Origin of the sequence: Pseudanabaena sp. PCC 7367, from assembly GCF_000317065.1 — a bacterium.
In the GTDB taxonomy this organism is placed as follows: domain Bacteria; phylum Cyanobacteriota; class Cyanobacteriia; order Pseudanabaenales; family Pseudanabaenaceae; genus Thalassoporum; species Thalassoporum mexicanum.
In genome coordinates, this window is the sequence record NC_019701.1 from 3,070,247 (window position 1) to 3,087,335 (window position 17,089).

Genomic DNA, 17,089 nt, shown 5'->3' on the forward strand with positions numbered 1-17,089 from the left:
GGGGCATTTATTACTATTTTGTTGGATCGATTAGGCAATACTTTTTAGCACTTCGATCGCTAGCGATCTACGAAGTGCATTCGCAACCAACATCACTGCAATGACTATCATTGGTGCCATCCACATGACCACTGGCACATGCCTTGCAGCAGTAATATTTACCATTAGCCTCGATCGCATCACTAGGATCGATTACACACAAGCATTTAGAACAGGCACATTTAACTAAAGTGGCACTAGCCATAATTTTCTCCTGCCGAAAAATCAGCTTATCTACTGCAACCACGATACCTGAACATATATTCATATGTCAAGCACAAGATATACTATTACATATGCCAGTACATATCCTAAATCGCTCTGAAAACGTCTAGCACTCCCGATCGACCTATGCCCAAATCTGCCATAGCTAAGCAAAAGAATAAATTAACAGTGACGAAAATATCGCCAGAGACTGAGCATACTGCTGCTGATACTCCCATCTGCGAGCCTGAGGTATGTGATGGCAAAAACAGCGATGATGAAGCGATCGCTAAGATTCAAGCCCAGATTCTAAGCCAGGAAAAGGCGCAACGCATGGCGGAGTTTTTGGGTGGGCTGGGAGATGCCAATCGCCTGAAAATTATTTCGCTGCTGGCTAACCATGAATTGTGTGTGCATGATATTGCCGCAGCAGTGGGGATGAGTGAGTCGGCGGTTTCTCATCAACTAAGAATTTTGCGTACGTTGCGATTGGTGAGCTATCGCAAGCATAAGCGTAAGGTTTATTATCAGTTGCTCGATCACCACATTCTGGAGCTATACCGCGTCGTGTGTGAGCATTTGGACGAGGTGGAGTTGAATTGTTGTTGATGCGGCTGGGGCTATGGTTCCCGATCTTAAGTTAAGTAAGGAAGTAAGTTAAGTAAGGCTGAATGGTGACCGACGGCGAAGAGGGTTACTGCTCTATGCCTGGTATTAGCTGATATTCAAAATATTCAAAATATTTAATGTTTTCGATCGAGCCTCCGCATTATCTAGTTTTGCAGCGAGACTGACAGCCAAAGGCTTCTGAGCCAGTATAGCGATTGCACATTTCCCGATGGATTTTGGCGATCTCCCCGACGGCATTATAATCGCCGCGATCGTTGTATTCGGCTTTGCGAGCAAAACTAACTCTGGTTTTATCGACATCATGCATTTTCATTGCAGCACCCCTCTTGTATTTACGATTGCTTTATATTTACTATCTTATAAGATTTACTTATTGCACTGATAGGGTTTAACAATAGCGTATGGAGGGTTATCCACCTCAGATCGCAATCATTTGTTATCAAATGACGATAAATAGTAAATTTGTGTTGCGGTTGTAAATATTCGTAAATGTTGAGTTATTGAACTGGCTCGATATCTAGATCGCCATTGCCATAAAAAGTAACCTCAAAACTCACCGATCGCTGCGGTTGCTCTGGGCTTGCGCCTGTTTCGGGGTCAGTTTCGATTACTAATAAATCTGGCAGCGGAATTCCTTCTGGTACGTCAGTGGGCCTATAGCCAACCACTTCACCAGCCTCATTCACCGCCACTGTAAAGGTAACATCTTCTTCGATCGCCACTGACCAATTATCATCAATCTGCTCTCGCAGGCTTTGCGCCAGGGCATCAAGATCAGCATCCTCGATCGCTTCAGGTAATGGGGTTGGCGTTGCGGCTACGGTTGGATCGTTCTCTGATTGGTTAGTATTCGATTGCTCAGGTGCATCAGGCTGCGGCGGAGTTTGCTCCAGATTATTATTATTTGTGTTCTCGCTAGAGGTTTGCTGCTGCAATTGCGGTTCTGGGATTGGTTCTGGCACTGGCAACAAAAAGAACCCAAACGCCACGATCGCAAAGCTGGCAATGCCACCGATCGCAGGCACTAATTTTTCCTGGAAATTAACTTTACCTCTGACCTTAGTTAGATCCAGCGGTGCTTTCAAATCCTGAAGGGCTTGCTCTTCGGCACAAAGGCGATCGAGACTTTCGACCAGATCAAAAAATTGCACCGTGTTGAGCTTAATCTCCACCATGCCATCTTGTTTGGCGCTGCCAGCTTGATCCTGGGGCTGATTGGGTTGATCGATCGCTGCCGCAATATGGAGACTATGGTTATAGCTATTTTCTGGTTCGATCCGCACCGCTTCAGCCTCAGTTGTAATCAGATTCCCAGCCTGTAATGCCTGGGCATAATTACTAGCACATTTAGTCAGGGCGCTTAATAGTTCTTTGCCACCCACGATCGCGTCCTGGGTGTGGTTAAACGTACATTTAAAATTAGTCAGCATCGAAAGCTGATCGCTATCGCCCAGGCTGATTCCTTCCACCAGCAGATTGCAACTGGGCATGTTGTAAATACGTTGAACAGTCATGCTATCGCTCCATAAAATAAAGCGTGCCAGAGCCTTTCTGGGGCGGCAGTACCACTACAGAATAAAAGCTGACTCAACATATGGGTTGCTAGTTCGCTCAATTCGTCATCACTCAAAATAGAAGGCGATCGCATTCGGCTTTTGTAGAGAGCCTGAAATCGCTTGATGTAATGGTCTAGATAGCGTTGGTTTTGTTGCAAGCCCAGCGCCTCAATTTTTTCCTCGGCCACATGCTGAGATGTGATTATCAGTTGCCGCAATACTGTATTCAATGGCTTTGCCACTTCACAGGCAATTAAAACCAGGGCTCTTAGTTCATCCCAATTTAAATTAGTACGTTGATAATGGCGGCGCATGGGATTGGTGTTGCGCATTCGCCACAATTTAACTTGAGTAGGGATTAACTCATCTAATCCTAATTCAGGCAGGCTGAGCATGATTCGATCGACAGCTCGCAGATCGATCGCCTCAACCGCAATGAGCAAGTTATCAATGTCCATGCGCACACTGCGGGGACACCCTCTGGAAAAGTGGGCAGGAATAGGCAAATCTGGCTGGGGATGGTCAGTGGTAGATATATCGCGCTGCATAGTTAGCGGCATGGTTCGGACAATATTTTGATTTTAGTGCTTGAGATCGATTAATCGATTAACTGTAGATTGATTGGCAGTTGGCTTTAGTTAGCTCTATTGCAGACCGCAGTAGCTGAGGAGTAAATGATATTCAGAACATACCCTATTAATGTCAATCGAGCTACAGATCGCAATTTAGTTTTATCTTTCGATCTAGTTTTAGTTGACTGATTCGCTTAAATATATGTGCCCTTGTGCTGGCTTGAGTTGGCAATGGATGTTAATAGGCAGAAAATGGCGATCGCTAGACTAGTAATTGCTCGTAGAGTCGAGGTTCGACTGAGATTAGCGCCAGGTAATTCTGGGTGATTGGGCAAAGCCAATTGGTGGCAAGCGGCAACCTGCTGCTTTATATCAAAAATTACTCATTATTGCTAGTAGCAGCAATGCCAGTTATTGATCGCGCAGATGGCCCCCTCTGGCTAGACCATTTTATACCCTCTGTCACACCCAAAGTAGCAAAAATCAGCGGCAACATATGCAAAAGCCTGCGCTAAGGCAGGCTAAATACATGTGAGTAGCACGTCTTAAATACCCAATAATACCCAATAATATCCATCTAAAACATCTAATTGGCTGTATTTAACTCGATCGCGCCAACCGGAAAGATGCGGGCATTGAAGCCACTGATACTACTGAATACTGATACTACTGATAATGGATAAGTTCTAACGTGAATAATACTCAACCACCAGCAGCTCATTGATCTGAAGTGCAACCCACTCCCGCTCGATGACGCTGTTGACCTTGCCGTGCAATTTTGACTTGTCAAATTCAAGGTGACTGGGCACATTAGCCAAGCCAGGATATTGCAGATTTAGCTCGACCATCTTGCGCGATTTGTCATTGTTCTTCACGCCGATTTCTTCACCGGGCACACATTGATAGCTAGGGATCGAAACCACTTTGCCATTTACAGTGATGTGACCATGATTGACCAACTGCCTTGCACCGGGGATCGTTGGTGCCATACCCATCCGAAAGACAGTATTATCCAGGCGCATTTCGAGCTGCTCTAGCAACACCTTACCGGTTGAGCCTTTGATCTTACGCGCCTTTTTCATATAGCGCACCAATTGCTTCTCGGTTAAACCATAGTTGAACCGGAGTTTTTGCTTTTCTTCTAAGCGAATCGCATATTCAGAGCGCTTTTTGCGTGCCTGACCATGCTGCCCAGGGGGATAATTATGTCTGGGTGATTTGCGGGTAAGACCTGGTAACTCTCCCAAGCGTCTAACTATTCTGAGGCGTGGTCCTCGGTATCGAGCCATGATTTTTCCTAACTGCTTCCAAACAACTAAAACTTACTAAGATTTTGCTTAAACTGGTTGGCTGATGGTAAATCAAGCCGGACTAATTAATTATTAATCCTGAATTAAGCGATGCGATCGATCATTGGACTGGATTGTATTGGGCAGGCAAACTTTGTTGCTAACCCACCATCACATGTGCTAACTGTCACATGTTCTATATGTTCTAATAATCGAGAAGATCCACGATTAATAATATAGAGTGACAAATATTTTAGCGTCGATCGCCAATTGGATTAAAATTTTTCCAGACTTTCTAGTATATAATCTATATGCCAAACATGCCAGTCAATTTGTCAAGTTTTTTATTCTCATTGCTTGACCTTGATTTGTAGTGGCTTTCAATTAAGATCAGCCTTACAATATATAGTCACATTAGTTAGTTGTAGTTATAGACAGCAGGGGCGTTTTTGACTCAGTCAGTTAATTTACCGAAAGTAGATGAATTTCTGCAAGAGCTAGCAACGATTCAGCAGACCGGCTCTAAGCGGATTGCCATTCTTGGTTCCAGGCATGTGCCGATCACCCATCAGCACCTAATTGAGCTGCTCAGCTATGCACTGGTGTTGTCGGGCAATCGCATTATTACCTCTGGCGCAACCGGCACAAATTTTGCGATCATTCGCGGGGCACTGAAAGCAGACCCTAATTTACTGACGGTGATTCTGCCCCAAAGTCTCGATCGGCAGCCCTATGAATCGCGCGAGCAACTGGAAAATGTGATGCATTTGGTGGAGCATAGCGAAAGCGATCATCTTACGCTGGCCGAAGCTAGCACACTGTGTAATCAAGAAATTATTTCTAAGTGTCAGCAGCTCATTTGTTTTGCATTTCACGATAGCACTACGCTGCTCAAAACCTGTGAGGTGGCGGAAGATCAACGTAAGGTAGTGACTTTGTTCTATTTTGACTAAATCCCTCAAAAAAATCATGGCAAAAGCAATAAAAGGCAAAATCTTTGTGGTTGATCACAACATCGACACCGATCAGATTATCCCCGCTGAATATTTAACCCTGGTGCCCTCCAAGCCCGATGAATATGAAAAGCTGGGCAGCTATGCCATGGTTGGTTTGCCCGATCGCTATGGCAAATTTGTAGCCGAGGGGGCAATGAAAACCGATTACCCGATCATTGTGGCGGGTGAGAATTTTGGCTGTGGTTCTTCTCGTGAACATGCGCCGATCGCCCTGGGTGCGGCGGGAGTGCAGGCAGTGATCGCTGAATCCTATGCGCGGATTTTCTTCCGTAATTGCACTGCCACTGGCGAGCTATACCCCTGGGAAGCGGTCGAGCGGCTTTGCGATCGCTTTGAAACCGGCCATGAAGTGACGATCGATTTTGACAACAATCAGCTCATCAACCACACCCTGGGTGAAACCTATGAATTGAAATCGTTGGGTGAAGTGGGCCCGGTGATCGATGCCGGTGGTATTTTTGCCTATGCACGGCAAACTGGCATGATTCCTACCAAAGCTGGTTAAGCTGGACTGCTAAAACTATGACTTATGACTAAAGAGCCACCCATTTATACGGTGCGAGTCCACGATCGCCGCACTGGTGAGATCCAAACCGCCAGGGTGAGGGGCGATCGCTATATCCTGGATCAATGTGAGGAGCAGGGCATTGATTTGCCAGCGGCCTGTTGCAATGGCACTTGTACCACCTGCGCGATGCGGGTTAAATCTGGCCAGATCGATCAATCGGAAACGGTGGGATTGTCGCCGGAGACCAAGCAGCGCGGCTATGCTTTAATTTGTGTGGGCTATGCTTGCTCCGATTTGGAACTGGAAACCCAGGACGAAGATGAGGTCTATATGCTGCAATTCGGACGTTTCTTTGAGCAAAAGCAGCGCATAGTATTTGGCATCCCGATCGATCACGATTAATTTATCTACCTGGTTAGCTTAACCATGAGTTCCAAAGAAGCAACCGCAAGCACTACGACTTCGATCTTTAAAAACAAACCCAATCCCCGTAAAAAGAGATTGAGGCGGTTGATGGTTTTTCTGGTGGTGGCGATCTGGCTGGCGATCAACATTGGCATCCAAGCTTCCAACACCATTACCCCAATCGATGGTGAGAGCTGGCGGGTGACGCGGGTGATCAGTGGCCAAACGATCGAAGCGATCGACAGCAATGATCCCGATGAGCTGATCCAAAGAGTGCGGCTATTGGGGATTAGCGCACCATTACGGGAACAAGCACCCTGGGGCGATCGAGCCAGGAAACGCCTGGAAGAATTAATCAAAGACCAGAAAGTACTGCTGGAGTTTGATCAACAGCGCAAAGACAATTACGATCGGGTCTTAGCCTATGTGTGGCTGGGTGATCAGTTAATCAATGCCCAACTGGTGCGTGAAGGGCTGGTGCTAGCAAACTCCTGGCAACCCAATCAACGCCATGATGATTTAATGTCACGATTGCAGGCGGAGGCCAGACTCAAGGGGATCGGCATTTGGAACCCCACTGAGCCGATGCGCCAGACTCCAGAGAAATTCCGCCGTGATCTTAATTATTCTGTGAGTGTACCCATCTCTAATTAATGTTTGTTTGCTAATGTTTTTTCCAGTTGCCAGGGGAATCATTGCGCCAGATCGATATAGTCATTGGTAATAGCAAATCCTCGATCGCCATTTAATAATTAGATTGTAAATTCGCCAAGATTCAAGCCAACCAGGATAAATAGATAAATATGTACCCACTGACATATGCAATACAGGCGATCGTTTGAGCTACGCTGAAGTCGTTAGGTTTAAGTTTTATTTGGTGATATCTGCCCAGTTATGCTCAGTCGCACAAATATTCCCTTTGGCTTTGGCCGTCAAGCTGAAATTGTTGAAGTTGTGGTTCGTAATGGTTGGGATTATTTCCGCAGCCGGCTAGCGTTTATTAATGGTCAGCTTAATTCCAAGCCCACCGAGCCATCTCTGCCGCTACCAGATGTCCTCAAGCAAATTTTGATTGAGCTAGGCCCCACTTTTGTAAAACTAGGGCAAATCCTGAGTACCCGCCCCGATCTATTGGCACCGGAATATATTGAAGCTCTGGAAACCCTGCAAAGTGATGTGCCGGGGTTATCCTGGAGTGAGATTGCGCCGATCCTGGAAGCAGAATTAAGCAAACCGATCGTTGACAGCTATGCGGAGGTCGAAGAAAAAGCGATCGCGGCTGGCTCGTTGGGGCAAGTGCATAAAGGCAAATTACTAGATGGCCAAGTAGTAGCGATTAAGGTGCAACGCCCTGGAATTCAGCGCATCATTGAAGAAGATTTAGAAGTGTTGCGATCGCTGGCGCAGTTTTTTAGCGGTGATGCCCTGGGGGAAGCCTATGACCTGGAAGCACTGGTGGAAGAGTTTAGCAATAGTATTACCGGCGAATTGGATTTCACCCGCGAGGCGCGTAATACAGAGGAGCTAACCAACAATCTGGCCAATAGTGAGTTATGGAAACCAGGTCAGGTTATTATTCCCAAGGTTTACTGGCAGCTCACCAGCACAAAGGTGTTGACCCTGGAATGGATCGATGGCGTGAAAATTAATCAAACAGAGTTACCAGCACCAAAGCGGAAAGAATTGGCGGCGCTGGCGGCAAAGGTGGTAATGCAACAGATTTTGCTAGATGGATTTTTCCATGCCGATCCGCACCCTGGCAATTTCTTTTATGTGGGCGATGATAAGCAAATCCGTCTGGCCATGATCGATTGCGGCATGGTGTCGCGGATGGACCCACGCACCAAGTCGATCCTGACCGATCTATTGATTGGCATTGTCTATGAACAACCGCGCCAGGTGGCTCAGGCGGTGAGGGAATTGGGGTTTGCCAAACTAGCGATCGACATCAAGGCAATCGAATCAGCCTTCGATCGACTATTGCGCCGTTTTTATACTCGCCCCCTGGAGGAAATTGATCTCTCGGAGTTGCTCAATGAAGCGTTGCGTATTCCCCGTGAAAATAAAATTCAAATGCCCGGCAGCATTGGCTTATTTGTGAAGGCGATCGCCAATGTGGAAGGGATTGCCCGCAACCTCGATCCTTTGTTCCCATTCATTGACGTGGCGCGGCCAGTGGTTGAAAAAGCAATTCAACAGCGAATTCTCAATTCGGCTAGCTTACAAAGTGTGACCTATAATTCGCTCTATTTGTCCCGTGCCCTGATTCAAATTCCCCAGCAGATTGAAACCCTGGCCGATCGGCTGGAACGCTCTGAGCTGGGCTTGAACCTGAACTGGCAAGACCAGGAAAGCTTTCAGCGATCGCTGTCCCGTTCCTTTCGCCGCTTAGGGTTGGCAATGCTGGCGGTGGGGGGAATGCTATCCGGCTCAATGCTACTGGCGGCAGGCGATCGGGTTAACTCCACGCTTTCGCCCAACTTGAGCCTGATCTGGAGTGAGGCGGTGCTAGTGGCCGGCTTGGCACTGGGGATCTGGCTGTTGGTGGAATATATTGTCAAGTCTTAAGCTATTTCGATGGCTTCTATGGCACATTAAGATCCAGCCAAGATCTGGGTAGAACAATGCAGATGCGCTTGCTAATTTGCTGGGAAAGTTCTCTGAGTTCTGAGTCTATCAAGTATCCCCTCGCTAAACATTAACTCATATCTTGCGCCTAACGAGAATAAGGGCTTTAGAGCGTCAGGAACACCAATCAATCCAATTCAGGATATTGTCATTAAAGCCTAGATACCTCTATCTATCTGGCTTACAGCTCAAGCTAGATTTTAACCTTAGCAAGTGAAAGTCGCCCCCCGCAAGGAACTAGTTAAAGATGTTGATCTAGATTGAAATAGGGTTAGCGATTTAAGGCACTCAAAAACTGCTGCATCCGATCGAGAAAAGTGGTCTGGCGCTTGCCTGTTGCTCGCAGGAAAATGCGTTCTAGTTCATCAAAGCTGGGTTTGTGATCATCTTCGTTAATCAATTGCCAACCGCCCTGATTGTCGTCCGGTTCAGTTGTTACAGATTGAGATTGCTCAGATTGCTCAGATTGTTCAGATTGCTTATCAGAGTCAACCTCATTCCCCTGGCGATACACCTGCCAGAGGCCAGGATAGCAGCGCCACAACAGCCCCGCATCCAGTGGTTGCATGTAATAACAAACCGTAAACGTATTTAAAAACCGCTCGCGCATTTTGCGGGTAGCCAAACCGATCCCCACCTCACTATTTTCCAAGCGCGGATTAAACATAATAAAGGGGCGATCGCCTGCCAGCGCCAGTAATTTTTCCACCTGATCAACTTCGACTGAGCTGGGCGCAATCAATAAAAAAGCTTGATCATCTTCTCTGATCGCGGCTCTACCTTCATTCACACCCCGCATTGATACTTCTTGATCAGAAATATCCGGCCAATCTCGCTTAGCCAATGCTGCTGCCCCCGCATCGGAAAACAAAGCCTGCCATTGATTGCCATACCGCTCCTTCATTCGGATTGCCAATTGTTTAGCGAGCGGTAGTGGTTTTAGTTCACCAAAGCGCAGATCGATTAAAATCCGCCGATCGCCCGCATCGATCGCCGTGAACATGGCATCGATCGCTTGCTGGGTGGCTTCTTCCAGGGAATTGGGTAGATTAGGCATGGGGTTTGTGGGGATGTGATACAGGACTTGAATAAAACAGCTCACGGAGCCAAATCAATATTATCAAGCAGTGTATCCGAGTTGATCGACCAATTTTTGCAACTGGCATTGGTTAAATTTGCGCCCTGAAAATTGGTTGCTAATGCTATTGCTTTCTCTAGATCAGCATTAGTGAGATTAGCACCGACGAAATTAGCCTGATTTAGCTTCGCCCCACATAAGATCGCTGCTAACAAATTTGCACCATTGAGATCGGCATTGCTGAGGTTGGCACGCTCCAAATTCGCCCTGGTTAGATCTGCCTCGCCCAGGTAAGCATCGCTCAAATTAGCATCAGTCAGATTAACCTGGTGTAAATGAGCTTGCCATAGGTTTGCCATCCGTAAACTACTGCCCGATAGATCGGCATCAAAAAGACGGGCTTTGCGCAGATCGGCTCCTTTGAGATCAGCACCACCCAAATCAGCTTTGCCCAGATCGGCTTCACCAAGGCTGGCACCAACTAACTTGGCATCCTTAATTTTGGCTCCCACCAGATTAGCTCCATCGAGGGCACTGCCTTGCAGATCACTGCCGCTCAGGTTTGCGCCACTGAGGTTAATTCCTGCCAGATTTGCCTTGGCCAGAATAGCCTGCTGCAAGTTGATCGCCCCCAGGTCAGCGGCACTAAGATCGATCTTGGTATCGGGATGATCATTGCGCCACAGGTTCCAGATTTGCACACCTTGGGCGATAATATCTAACTGCTCTGGATTAGCCATGCTAATAACTGCAATTTATTTAGTGTTTAAGTTTGGTTACACCGATCGAACTGAGTCAAAAGCGCAGCACGATCGCGCTTAACTTGGACTTTCTAACGCAAATACATCTTCAGGCAGTTGCTAGTATAGATTTAAATATATGTGTGCTCGAATCCCCCATCTGGGGCAAATCGATCGGCATTTGGTTACTTAACACTTAACTACTTACTAATTTAGTGAACCACCACCTGAGCAATAATCGCAATTTAGCCTAATCTTTGACCGCGATGATTTTAAGATCGCTAGGGATCGCCTGTTTAAAGCAACTTAATGCATCTTCAAAAGACCTCTTTTGCATGAATACATCTAGACATCTAGATCAAAGCATTCAGGTCATTACTTGCACAACCTCTTGCTTGAAATAGCATTAACTAGCTTCACCTAACCAACCCTTTGCCGAGAATGCCGAGAATTAAGAACTTGCAACTAACCCAATCAAATCAATCCCCTCAATTAACTGCATCTACGGCCACCACCTACCCGATCGTCGAGACTTTTCATTCGATCCAGGGAGAGGGGGCTTGGTTTGGCAGCAGTGCCTATTTTATCCGCCTCGGTGGGTGTGATGTTAAATGCTGGTTTTGTGATACCAAAGAGTCCTGGGATGCCAGCTCCCATCCGCGCCAAACTGTGACGGATTTGGTTCGGCAGGTTGAAAAGGCTAAACCAGCGATCGTGGTGATTACTGGTGGTGAGCCGCTTATGCATGATCTAAGGCCAATAACTAAGGCTTTGCAAAAACTAGACGTGCGCGTACATCTAGAAACCTCTGGTGCTCATCCCCTCTCCGGCGAATTTGACTGGATTACCCTTTCGCCTAAAACCTTTAAACCCCCTGTCGCTAATATTTATATCCATATTCACGAGCTAAAAGTAGTGGTGGCTAAGCAGCAAGACCTAGGTTGGGCAGAGCGGCAGGCAGATTTAGTACCAACTACAGCAATTAAATATCTGCAACCGGAATGGAATTCAGTTAATGCCAACAAACTAATTTTTGATTATGTGCGGCAAAACTCGCAATGGCGGATGAGCCTACAAACCCATAAGTTATTGGGGGTAAGGTAATGCAAGATATTAATTATTCAATAGTTACTGCTAACTACCTGCCAATTGGAAGTTCTGGCAATATTTATCAAGCCCAAGCCTCTATGCGGTAAAACATATACCAAGATTTGCTCTCACCACAGCCATAGGTTTTCGTTGCCATTATGTCCTCTAACAATCTTCACGTCGATCGATCTGAATTAAATGAGCCCAAGGTCGCTAAGCCCAAGGCCGTAGTTTTACTCTCCGGTGGCCTCGATTCTGCTACCGCTGCCGCCCAGGCGATCGCCGCTGGCTATGAACCGATCGCATTGTCATTTAACTATGGCCAACGCCACAAGCGGGAACTACAATCAGCTCAGGTTGTGGCTAAGCAATTGGGGATTACTGAGCATCATGTAATTGATGTGAACCTGTCGCTGTGGGGTAGCTCGTCTCTGACTGACAAATCGATGCATTTACCCATTGAAGGATTGCAGGATAATGTGATTCCTTCTACCTATGTGCCGGGGCGAAATACGGTGTTTATTGCGATCGCTCTTTCTTTGGCCGAAGCTAGATCTGCCAAGGCGATTTATTTAGGCATCAATGCGGTGGACTATTCCGGCTATCCCGATTGCCGTCCTGACTATCTGGAAGCCTATCAAAACCTGGCTGCACTTTCGTCTAAGGCTGCGCTTGAGGGCAACGGAATTGAATTGGTTGCGCCGTTGGTGATGGATTCAAAGGTGGATATTGTCAAAAAGGCAATCGCCCTTGGTGTACCGATCGCGGCGACCTGGTCTTGTTATCAAGGGGGCACAGAACCTTGCGGGGTGTGCGATTCCTGTCGCATCAGAGATCAGGCTTTGAGCGAGGCGGGTTATCCTGAATTGGCTTCAGCAGTTAGCAAGGGTAATTAAGAAGTAACTAAGAAGGAGCAGTAGCAATTGAAGCGTGGAGCAAGACAATGCATAATACTTGACTGGTCTTCAGCCAAACTTTCTAAGGAATTTATGTGTACTAAATCATTGTATTTACTATGGGTAGAAAGATCTAGCCTATTCCTTCATTATCTACAGCACTAATTGTATCAACCGTAGAATTGTGGAGCCAAACTGGTATAGCCTGCTCATCACTACCGCGCGATCGCTGGGTGCTGATCATGGCGATCTGTGCGGTCAATAAAAAACTCACAAAACTAGCAATTACAATCACTGGCAACATTGCCGTATCCGAAAGCACACTGAGGATAATACTGCTACTAATTGGTGTTTTGGTCACTGCTACATTCATCGCCGCCATCAAACAAATCATGCCCACGGTTGGATGAATCTGTGGCACTGCTAGGGCGATCGCCAAACCCACATTTGCGCCAATGAAAAACAGCGGAAAAATAAAACCACCCAGAAAGCCAGAGTGAAGCGTAAAGCTAATCGCTAGCATTTTTGCCACTGCGATTAATAGCAGCATACTTACTCCCAGGGTCATACCTGTTTCAATCACATCATGGATCTGGGCTTCACTAAAAAAGAGGGTTTGCGGCAGGAAAAGGGCGATTAGACCGATCGCCAAACCACCCAATGTGGCACTGAGAATCTGATCATGTTCTATGAACTGAAAGAGATAACCAACTGCCCGAAAGATATAAATAAATAGCACCGCGATCGCTGCGCCAACTATTCCCAGCAAGAGCCCCTCCAGTAGATTCATGGGGGTTAGGGATGGTACGGACTCGAAGTGATAGATACCACCAATGGTGATGCCGGTGCTAATTCTAAATATTGCAAAGGAAAAAATTGCCGAAATCACCGCCGGGGCGATCGCTTCATAATATTCCAATCCACGTCGGTGGGGAATTTCTAGGGCAAACAGAGCTGCACCAATCGGGGCTCCGAAAAATGCTCCCAAGGCTGCACTCATGCCACAAAAGGTTAGCACCCGCACCGAACCAATGCTTAGTTTGAGCCGATCGCCCAGCCAGCTACCAAAACTACCGTTGACCTGAACCAATGGTGCTTCTGGCCCCGCACTTCCCCCAGCGGTAATAGCTAGCAATGAAGCGATCACCATTGCTGGGGTTTTACTAATATCAATTTTTCCTGGCTGATGAATCCGATCGACCACTTGAGCCATTTCACCGGGACAGCCAAGTAAATAAATCGCTATGCCAACCGCAACTCCACCAATTGTTGTAGCAATCCAAACATAGTTGTTTGTAGGTAGCCAAGGTGGAAAATATGGCTCGATCAACTCCGGCAATACATGCCAGACCTGATCCATCATAGTTTCTAAAACGAAATAATAAATGGTGGCAACCAATCCACCAAAGATGCCGATCGCGGCGGCACAAAGCACTAATTGTGTATGGTTAAAGTTAAGCTGACGATGCTGGTCATGGTCATCAGTAGTTTTTGCATGACTAATATCTTGGATTGGCTTAGATTGAATTGTCACCAGCCCGCTCCTTAAATTCAAACTACTTTGCTGCCTATGCTAGAACCTAAGCACATAGAGCTACGTAGCCTGAATCACATTATGGCTCAACGGGTACATTCATCACTGACGCGATCGAGTTGGGTAATTTCTTCTGGGACGAGTTTAAACTCCAATGCTGCGGCATTTTCCTGAGCCTGCTTGGCATTTTTTGCACCAGGGATCGGGATCACATTTTGCTGCGCCGCCAGCCAATTGATCGCCACCTGTGCCATTGTTGCATCATAGACCTCGGCCAAATCCGCCAGCACCCGCAGCAGTGGTTGCACCTTGGTAATGCCATCGCTACCAAACTTAGGATCGAGCTGCCGCGCCCCTTTGGGGGGATTGGTAGAAGTATATTTACCGGACAAAACCCCCTGCGCTAGGGGGCTATAGGCCAGGATTGTCACACCCAATTCTTCGGCCGCATCAAGGGTGCCATTGGTTTCCACCTTCTTGGCGATCAATGAATATTGCACCTGATTAACCGTCAATGGAATTTTGCGTTTAGCTAGGGTTTCATGGGCTTTGCGCATTTGATCAGCCGAAAAATTACTCACTCCCAACGCCTTAATTCTGCCTGCTTTAACTTCATCGGCCAGCGCATTCAGCAGTGTTTCTTGCCCCATCAAAAAGGTAAACGGTTGATGGATTTGATACAGGTCGATCGATTCTACCTGCAAGCGCTCCAGGCTCTTGGCCACAGCATCTTTGACCGCCTGCTTGCCTAATCGCCAGGGTACAGGCATATATTTGGTGGCAATTTTAATTTGCGATCGGGGCACCCTGGGGGCGATCGCCTTCATAAATTGGCCTAATAACTCTTCCGATTTACCCAGGCCATATACTTCAGCGGTATCAAATAGCGTTACTCCTGCATCCAGGCTGGCGCTAAAGGCTTTTTTGACCTCAACCTCGCCATAATCACTGCCATACTTCCAAAACAAAGTATCGCCCCAGGCCCAGGTACCCACCCCGATCGCTGATACTTCTACGTTACTGTTGCCTAATTTGACCTTTTGCAATTTTCCCAGCCCAACTCTTTGATCATGATTTTACGCGCTGCGGCTCAGAATATTAACCGTGGATTAGAAGTTGAGCCGATCGGCCTATATGGTTTTGCGGGGCGATCGATTTTAATCAAAATTCATGTTAATTAATTGGAATAAAACCATTATTGGTGGCAAGCTGCTGTCCTTGGGGCGATAGGGCTAGTTCAATAAATTCCTTTACTGCTGGGCTGGTTTGCTTGGTGGTGATCAGGAAAATATTCCGGCTAATGGGATAAGTATTATTTCTGATCGCATTAATATCAGTGGGCAATGAGTCATCGATCGGCATAATCCTGACCGTGGACTGATTTGCCACCTGTGACACCGTAGCATAGCTAATGCCGTTATTGCCCAACTCCCGAATAATTGCCGTAGTTTCGTCCTGGGGCCAGGTAATAAAATTAGCGCTATCTGGCGCAAAAGATTGCGAGAGCAAAACCACATTTTGAAATAGATCCCTGGTGCCGCTGGCCTGGGCACGATTGATTACTTTGATTGGTACATTGGGGCCGCCCACCTCTGACCAGTTAGTAATCCGCCCTTCATAAATCTGGCGTAATTGACTCATGGTAAGGCCACCGCGATAGGGATTACTAGCGCTAACCACCACGGCCACTGCATCCTTGGCGATCGCTACTACCTGTAGGTTGGCAGTCGCTTCTTCGGGCTTGAGCGGACGGGAGCTAGCCGCTAGATCCACAGTGCCATTGATTAAATTGCGAATGCCGCCACTGGAGCCATTGGGATTATTAGCGGGTTGGCCATAGATCGCGGGAATACTGGGATTAGCCTGGGCATAAGCATTATTTAAGTTTTGCATTAATGCCACCATGGTGGTGCTGCCATCGATCTGCAACAGATTGGGGTTGGGCAGAGTCGCTTCAATGCTGGCCAAACTAGCACTAGCCGGAGCATCGCCATTAGACTGATTATTATTGCTATTACTACTGGGTTCTGAGGTCGTTGGCTCAGTTGGATCAGATGACTCAACCACGATCGAATCGCCGCCATCCCGTCCCCGCACAAACCAATAGCCTGCCCCCAAGAGACCCACGGTAACCGCCAGACTGGCCACTAGTACGATCGTTTCATTATTTTTCTGTGCCATTTCTACTAACTTCCCTAATTCCCATGCATAGCTAGAGTCTAGGTTAGCTTATCGCCGTGGAGATTGCAGCTTGTGGTGGTTTATTGGTGTGTTGCATATTTCAAATGCTCTTTTGCGCGAGCGATCGCATCAACTCAGCAGAGAAGCAACAGAGTTTTGTTGAAAAACGATCACAAAAAACAAGTTTTACTGCTATATTTTGGATCTGTTGCGCGTAATGGCGTAGTGACAATCGGGCTCATGTGACGTTAGCTAATAATTAAAGGTCTTTTATTAGTGTCATATAGCCATATAGAACTATGGAAGAAAAAGCGGGGAAGTGCAGGCATTGCGGGGAAATAGAAGTAAGACGCTCTCGGCGTAGGTATATTTACGATTACCCATTGTCCTGGGTGGGAATCTATCCCTATCGCTGTGCTTTTTGTGTAGTGCGGTGCTATAAACTTGGCCGCGATCGCTACGTGGCGGAGTCGATCAAGTCTTCTGTTCAATTAGTTAAACCAAATCAGCCAGTTTCTCAAGCCGTTGATGGTTAATATTTAGCTACGGAATAGGCTTGTGGGAGAAGAAGTAAGGATTTTTTTAGCAAAGGATTTGTAAGTCAGTCTTAATCCTCTAGCTAAATGTTATGCATGACTGCTTAGGTTAGCCATTGCAAGCCGCAATCAATAATTTCAACTATGGCGATCGCAACCCGATCGTCATTATTCTTGGCCGTTTGCGA

19 protein-coding genes are annotated in these 17,089 nt (G+C 46.9%); 9 read left to right on the forward strand and 10 right to left on the reverse strand.

What is annotated here, in order from left to right; genetic code table 11:
- Positions 1-67 precede the first annotated feature (67 nt).
- A complete protein-coding gene (locus PSE7367_RS12165; protein WP_041699645.1) occupies positions 68-244 on the reverse strand; it encodes a metallothionein in 177 nt (58 codons plus the stop codon).
- A gap of 146 nt (positions 245-390) precedes the next feature.
- Here PSE7367_RS12165 and PSE7367_RS12170 point away from each other — a divergent pair, with 146 nt between their 5' ends.
- On the forward strand, positions 391-852 hold the full coding sequence (locus PSE7367_RS12170; protein ID WP_015165649.1) for an ArsR/SmtB family transcription factor: 462 nt from the start codon (positions 391-393) through the stop codon (positions 850-852).
- A 160-nt stretch (positions 853-1,012) separates the two neighbouring features.
- Here PSE7367_RS12170 and PSE7367_RS22045 read toward each other — a convergent pair whose 3' ends face one another.
- From PSE7367_RS22045 to rpsD, 4 genes are all read right to left on the reverse strand, one after another.
- A complete protein-coding gene (locus PSE7367_RS22045; RefSeq protein WP_015165650.1) occupies positions 1,013-1,186 on the reverse strand; it encodes a hypothetical protein in 174 nt (57 codons plus the stop codon).
- A gap of 184 nt (positions 1,187-1,370) precedes the next feature.
- A complete protein-coding gene (locus PSE7367_RS12175; RefSeq protein WP_015165651.1) occupies positions 1,371-2,387 on the reverse strand; it encodes a DUF4335 domain-containing protein in 1,017 nt (338 codons plus the stop codon).
- Complete coding sequence (locus tag PSE7367_RS12180; protein WP_041699646.1) at positions 2,384-2,977, reverse strand: DUF3038 domain-containing protein; 594 nt, start codon at positions 2,975-2,977, stop codon at positions 2,384-2,386. Before PSE7367_RS12180 ends, PSE7367_RS12175 begins: the two co-directional genes overlap by 4 nt.
- A gap of 710 nt (positions 2,978-3,687) precedes the next feature.
- Positions 3,688-4,290 (reverse strand): 30S ribosomal protein S4, encoded by a 603-nt coding sequence (gene rpsD / locus PSE7367_RS12190; RefSeq protein ID WP_015165653.1) that lies wholly within the window; start codon positions 4,288-4,290, stop codon positions 3,688-3,690.
- 449 nt (positions 4,291-4,739) lie between these two features.
- On the opposite strand from rpsD, the gene PSE7367_RS12195 reads away from it, so the two are divergent.
- The 5 genes from PSE7367_RS12195 (at position 4,740) to PSE7367_RS12215 (ending at position 8,787) form a co-directional block, all read left to right on the forward strand.
- Positions 4,740-5,243 (forward strand): LOG family protein, encoded by a 504-nt coding sequence (locus PSE7367_RS12195; protein WP_015165654.1) that lies wholly within the window; start codon positions 4,740-4,742, stop codon positions 5,241-5,243.
- Between the two features lie 16 nt (positions 5,244-5,259).
- The gene (locus PSE7367_RS12200) at positions 5,260-5,811 is read left to right on the forward strand and encodes a LeuD/DmdB family oxidoreductase small subunit (protein WP_015165655.1); all 552 of its coding nucleotides are present in this window, start codon (positions 5,260-5,262) and stop codon (positions 5,809-5,811) included.
- Between the two features lie 24 nt (positions 5,812-5,835).
- Positions 5,836-6,216 carry a 2Fe-2S iron-sulfur cluster-binding protein gene (locus PSE7367_RS12205; protein ID WP_015165656.1) on the forward strand — a complete coding sequence of 127 codons (381 nt, stop codon included), beginning with the start codon at positions 5,836-5,838 and terminating at the stop codon, positions 6,214-6,216.
- Positions 6,217-6,240: 24 nt separating this feature from the next.
- Positions 6,241-6,873, forward strand: coding sequence for a thermonuclease family protein (locus PSE7367_RS12210; RefSeq protein WP_156800394.1), 633 nt, complete (start codon positions 6,241-6,243; stop codon positions 6,871-6,873).
- 240 nt (positions 6,874-7,113) lie between these two features.
- The gene (locus tag PSE7367_RS12215) at positions 7,114-8,787 is read left to right on the forward strand and encodes an ABC1 kinase family protein (protein WP_015165658.1); all 1,674 of its coding nucleotides are present in this window, start codon (positions 7,114-7,116) and stop codon (positions 8,785-8,787) included.
- Between the two features lie 331 nt (positions 8,788-9,118).
- On the opposite strand, the gene PSE7367_RS12220 is transcribed toward PSE7367_RS12215, so the two are convergent.
- A complete protein-coding gene (locus tag PSE7367_RS12220; protein ID WP_015165659.1) occupies positions 9,119-9,904 on the reverse strand; it encodes a DUF1995 family protein in 786 nt (261 codons plus the stop codon).
- A 41-nt stretch (positions 9,905-9,945) separates the two neighbouring features.
- Positions 9,946-10,665 carry a pentapeptide repeat-containing protein gene (locus PSE7367_RS12225; protein ID WP_015165660.1) on the reverse strand — a complete coding sequence of 240 codons (720 nt, stop codon included), beginning with the start codon at positions 10,663-10,665 and terminating at the stop codon, positions 9,946-9,948.
- 441 nt (positions 10,666-11,106) lie between these two features.
- Between PSE7367_RS12225 and PSE7367_RS12230 the strand changes: the two genes are divergently transcribed.
- Both PSE7367_RS12230 and queC read left to right on the forward strand, forming a co-directional pair.
- Positions 11,107-11,769, forward strand: a complete 663-nt coding sequence (locus PSE7367_RS12230) for a 7-carboxy-7-deazaguanine synthase QueE (protein ID WP_015165661.1) — start codon at positions 11,107-11,109, stop codon at positions 11,767-11,769.
- 143 nt (positions 11,770-11,912) lie between these two features.
- Positions 11,913-12,650, forward strand: coding sequence for a 7-cyano-7-deazaguanine synthase QueC (queC, locus tag PSE7367_RS12235; RefSeq protein ID WP_015165662.1), 738 nt, complete (start codon positions 11,913-11,915; stop codon positions 12,648-12,650).
- A gap of 133 nt (positions 12,651-12,783) precedes the next feature.
- Here the strand turns inward: queC and PSE7367_RS12240 are convergent, their stop codons facing one another.
- The 3 genes from PSE7367_RS12240 to PSE7367_RS12250 form a co-directional block, all read right to left on the reverse strand.
- The gene (locus PSE7367_RS12240; RefSeq protein ID WP_051038143.1) at positions 12,784-14,154 is read right to left on the reverse strand and encodes a chloride channel protein; all 1,371 of its coding nucleotides are present in this window, start codon (positions 14,152-14,154) and stop codon (positions 12,784-12,786) included.
- 116 nt (positions 14,155-14,270) lie between these two features.
- Positions 14,271-15,230: an aldo/keto reductase gene (locus tag PSE7367_RS12245; protein ID WP_015165664.1), complete on the reverse strand. Its 960-nt coding sequence runs from the start codon at positions 15,228-15,230 to the stop codon at positions 14,271-14,273.
- Between the two features lie 127 nt (positions 15,231-15,357).
- On the reverse strand, positions 15,358-16,365 hold the full coding sequence (locus PSE7367_RS12250) for a phosphate ABC transporter substrate-binding protein (RefSeq protein ID WP_015165665.1): 1,008 nt from the start codon (positions 16,363-16,365) through the stop codon (positions 15,358-15,360).
- A gap of 299 nt (positions 16,366-16,664) precedes the next feature.
- Here PSE7367_RS12250 and PSE7367_RS22050 point away from each other — a divergent pair, with 299 nt between their 5' ends.
- Positions 16,665-16,901 (forward strand): hypothetical protein, encoded by a 237-nt coding sequence (locus tag PSE7367_RS22050; protein WP_015165666.1) that lies wholly within the window; start codon positions 16,665-16,667, stop codon positions 16,899-16,901.
- The last annotated feature ends 188 nt before the right edge of the window (positions 16,902-17,089 follow it).

What these genes read in the sequence shown, in the direction of transcription:
- PSE7367_RS12165 (WP_041699645.1), bottom strand. Translation starts at nt 244, where the DNA reads ATGGCTAGTGCCACTTTAGTTAAATGTGCCTGTTCTAAATGCTTGTGT.
- PSE7367_RS12170 (WP_015165649.1), top strand. Translation starts at nt 391, where the DNA reads ATGCCCAAATCTGCCATAGCTAAGCAAAAGAATAAATTAACAGTGACG.
- PSE7367_RS22045 (WP_015165650.1), bottom strand. Translation starts at nt 1,186, where the DNA reads ATGAAAATGCATGATGTCGATAAAACCAGAGTTAGTTTTGCTCGCAAA.
- PSE7367_RS12175 (WP_015165651.1), bottom strand. Translation starts at nt 2,387, where the DNA reads ATGACTGTTCAACGTATTTACAACATGCCCAGTTGCAATCTGCTGGTG.
- PSE7367_RS12180 (WP_041699646.1), bottom strand. Translation starts at nt 2,977, where the DNA reads ATGCAGCGCGATATATCTACCACTGACCATCCCCAGCCAGATTTGCCT.
- rpsD (WP_015165653.1), bottom strand. Translation starts at nt 4,290, where the DNA reads ATGGCTCGATACCGAGGACCACGCCTCAGAATAGTTAGACGCTTGGGA.
- PSE7367_RS12200 (WP_015165655.1), top strand. Translation starts at nt 5,260, where the DNA reads ATGGCAAAAGCAATAAAAGGCAAAATCTTTGTGGTTGATCACAACATC.
- PSE7367_RS12205 (WP_015165656.1), top strand. Translation starts at nt 5,836, where the DNA reads ATGACTAAAGAGCCACCCATTTATACGGTGCGAGTCCACGATCGCCGC.
- PSE7367_RS12210 (WP_156800394.1), top strand. Translation starts at nt 6,241, where the DNA reads ATGAGTTCCAAAGAAGCAACCGCAAGCACTACGACTTCGATCTTTAAA.
- PSE7367_RS12215 (WP_015165658.1), top strand. Translation starts at nt 7,114, where the DNA reads ATGCTCAGTCGCACAAATATTCCCTTTGGCTTTGGCCGTCAAGCTGAA.
- PSE7367_RS12220 (WP_015165659.1), bottom strand. Translation starts at nt 9,904, where the DNA reads ATGCCTAATCTACCCAATTCCCTGGAAGAAGCCACCCAGCAAGCGATC.
- PSE7367_RS12225 (WP_015165660.1), bottom strand. Translation starts at nt 10,665, where the DNA reads ATGGCTAATCCAGAGCAGTTAGATATTATCGCCCAAGGTGTGCAAATC.
- PSE7367_RS12230 (WP_015165661.1), top strand. Translation starts at nt 11,107, where the DNA reads ATGCCGAGAATTAAGAACTTGCAACTAACCCAATCAAATCAATCCCCT.
- queC (WP_015165662.1), top strand. Translation starts at nt 11,913, where the DNA reads ATGTCCTCTAACAATCTTCACGTCGATCGATCTGAATTAAATGAGCCC.
- PSE7367_RS12250 (WP_015165665.1), bottom strand. Translation starts at nt 16,365, where the DNA reads ATGGCACAGAAAAATAATGAAACGATCGTACTAGTGGCCAGTCTGGCG.
- PSE7367_RS22050 (WP_015165666.1), top strand. Translation starts at nt 16,665, where the DNA reads ATGGAAGAAAAAGCGGGGAAGTGCAGGCATTGCGGGGAAATAGAAGTA.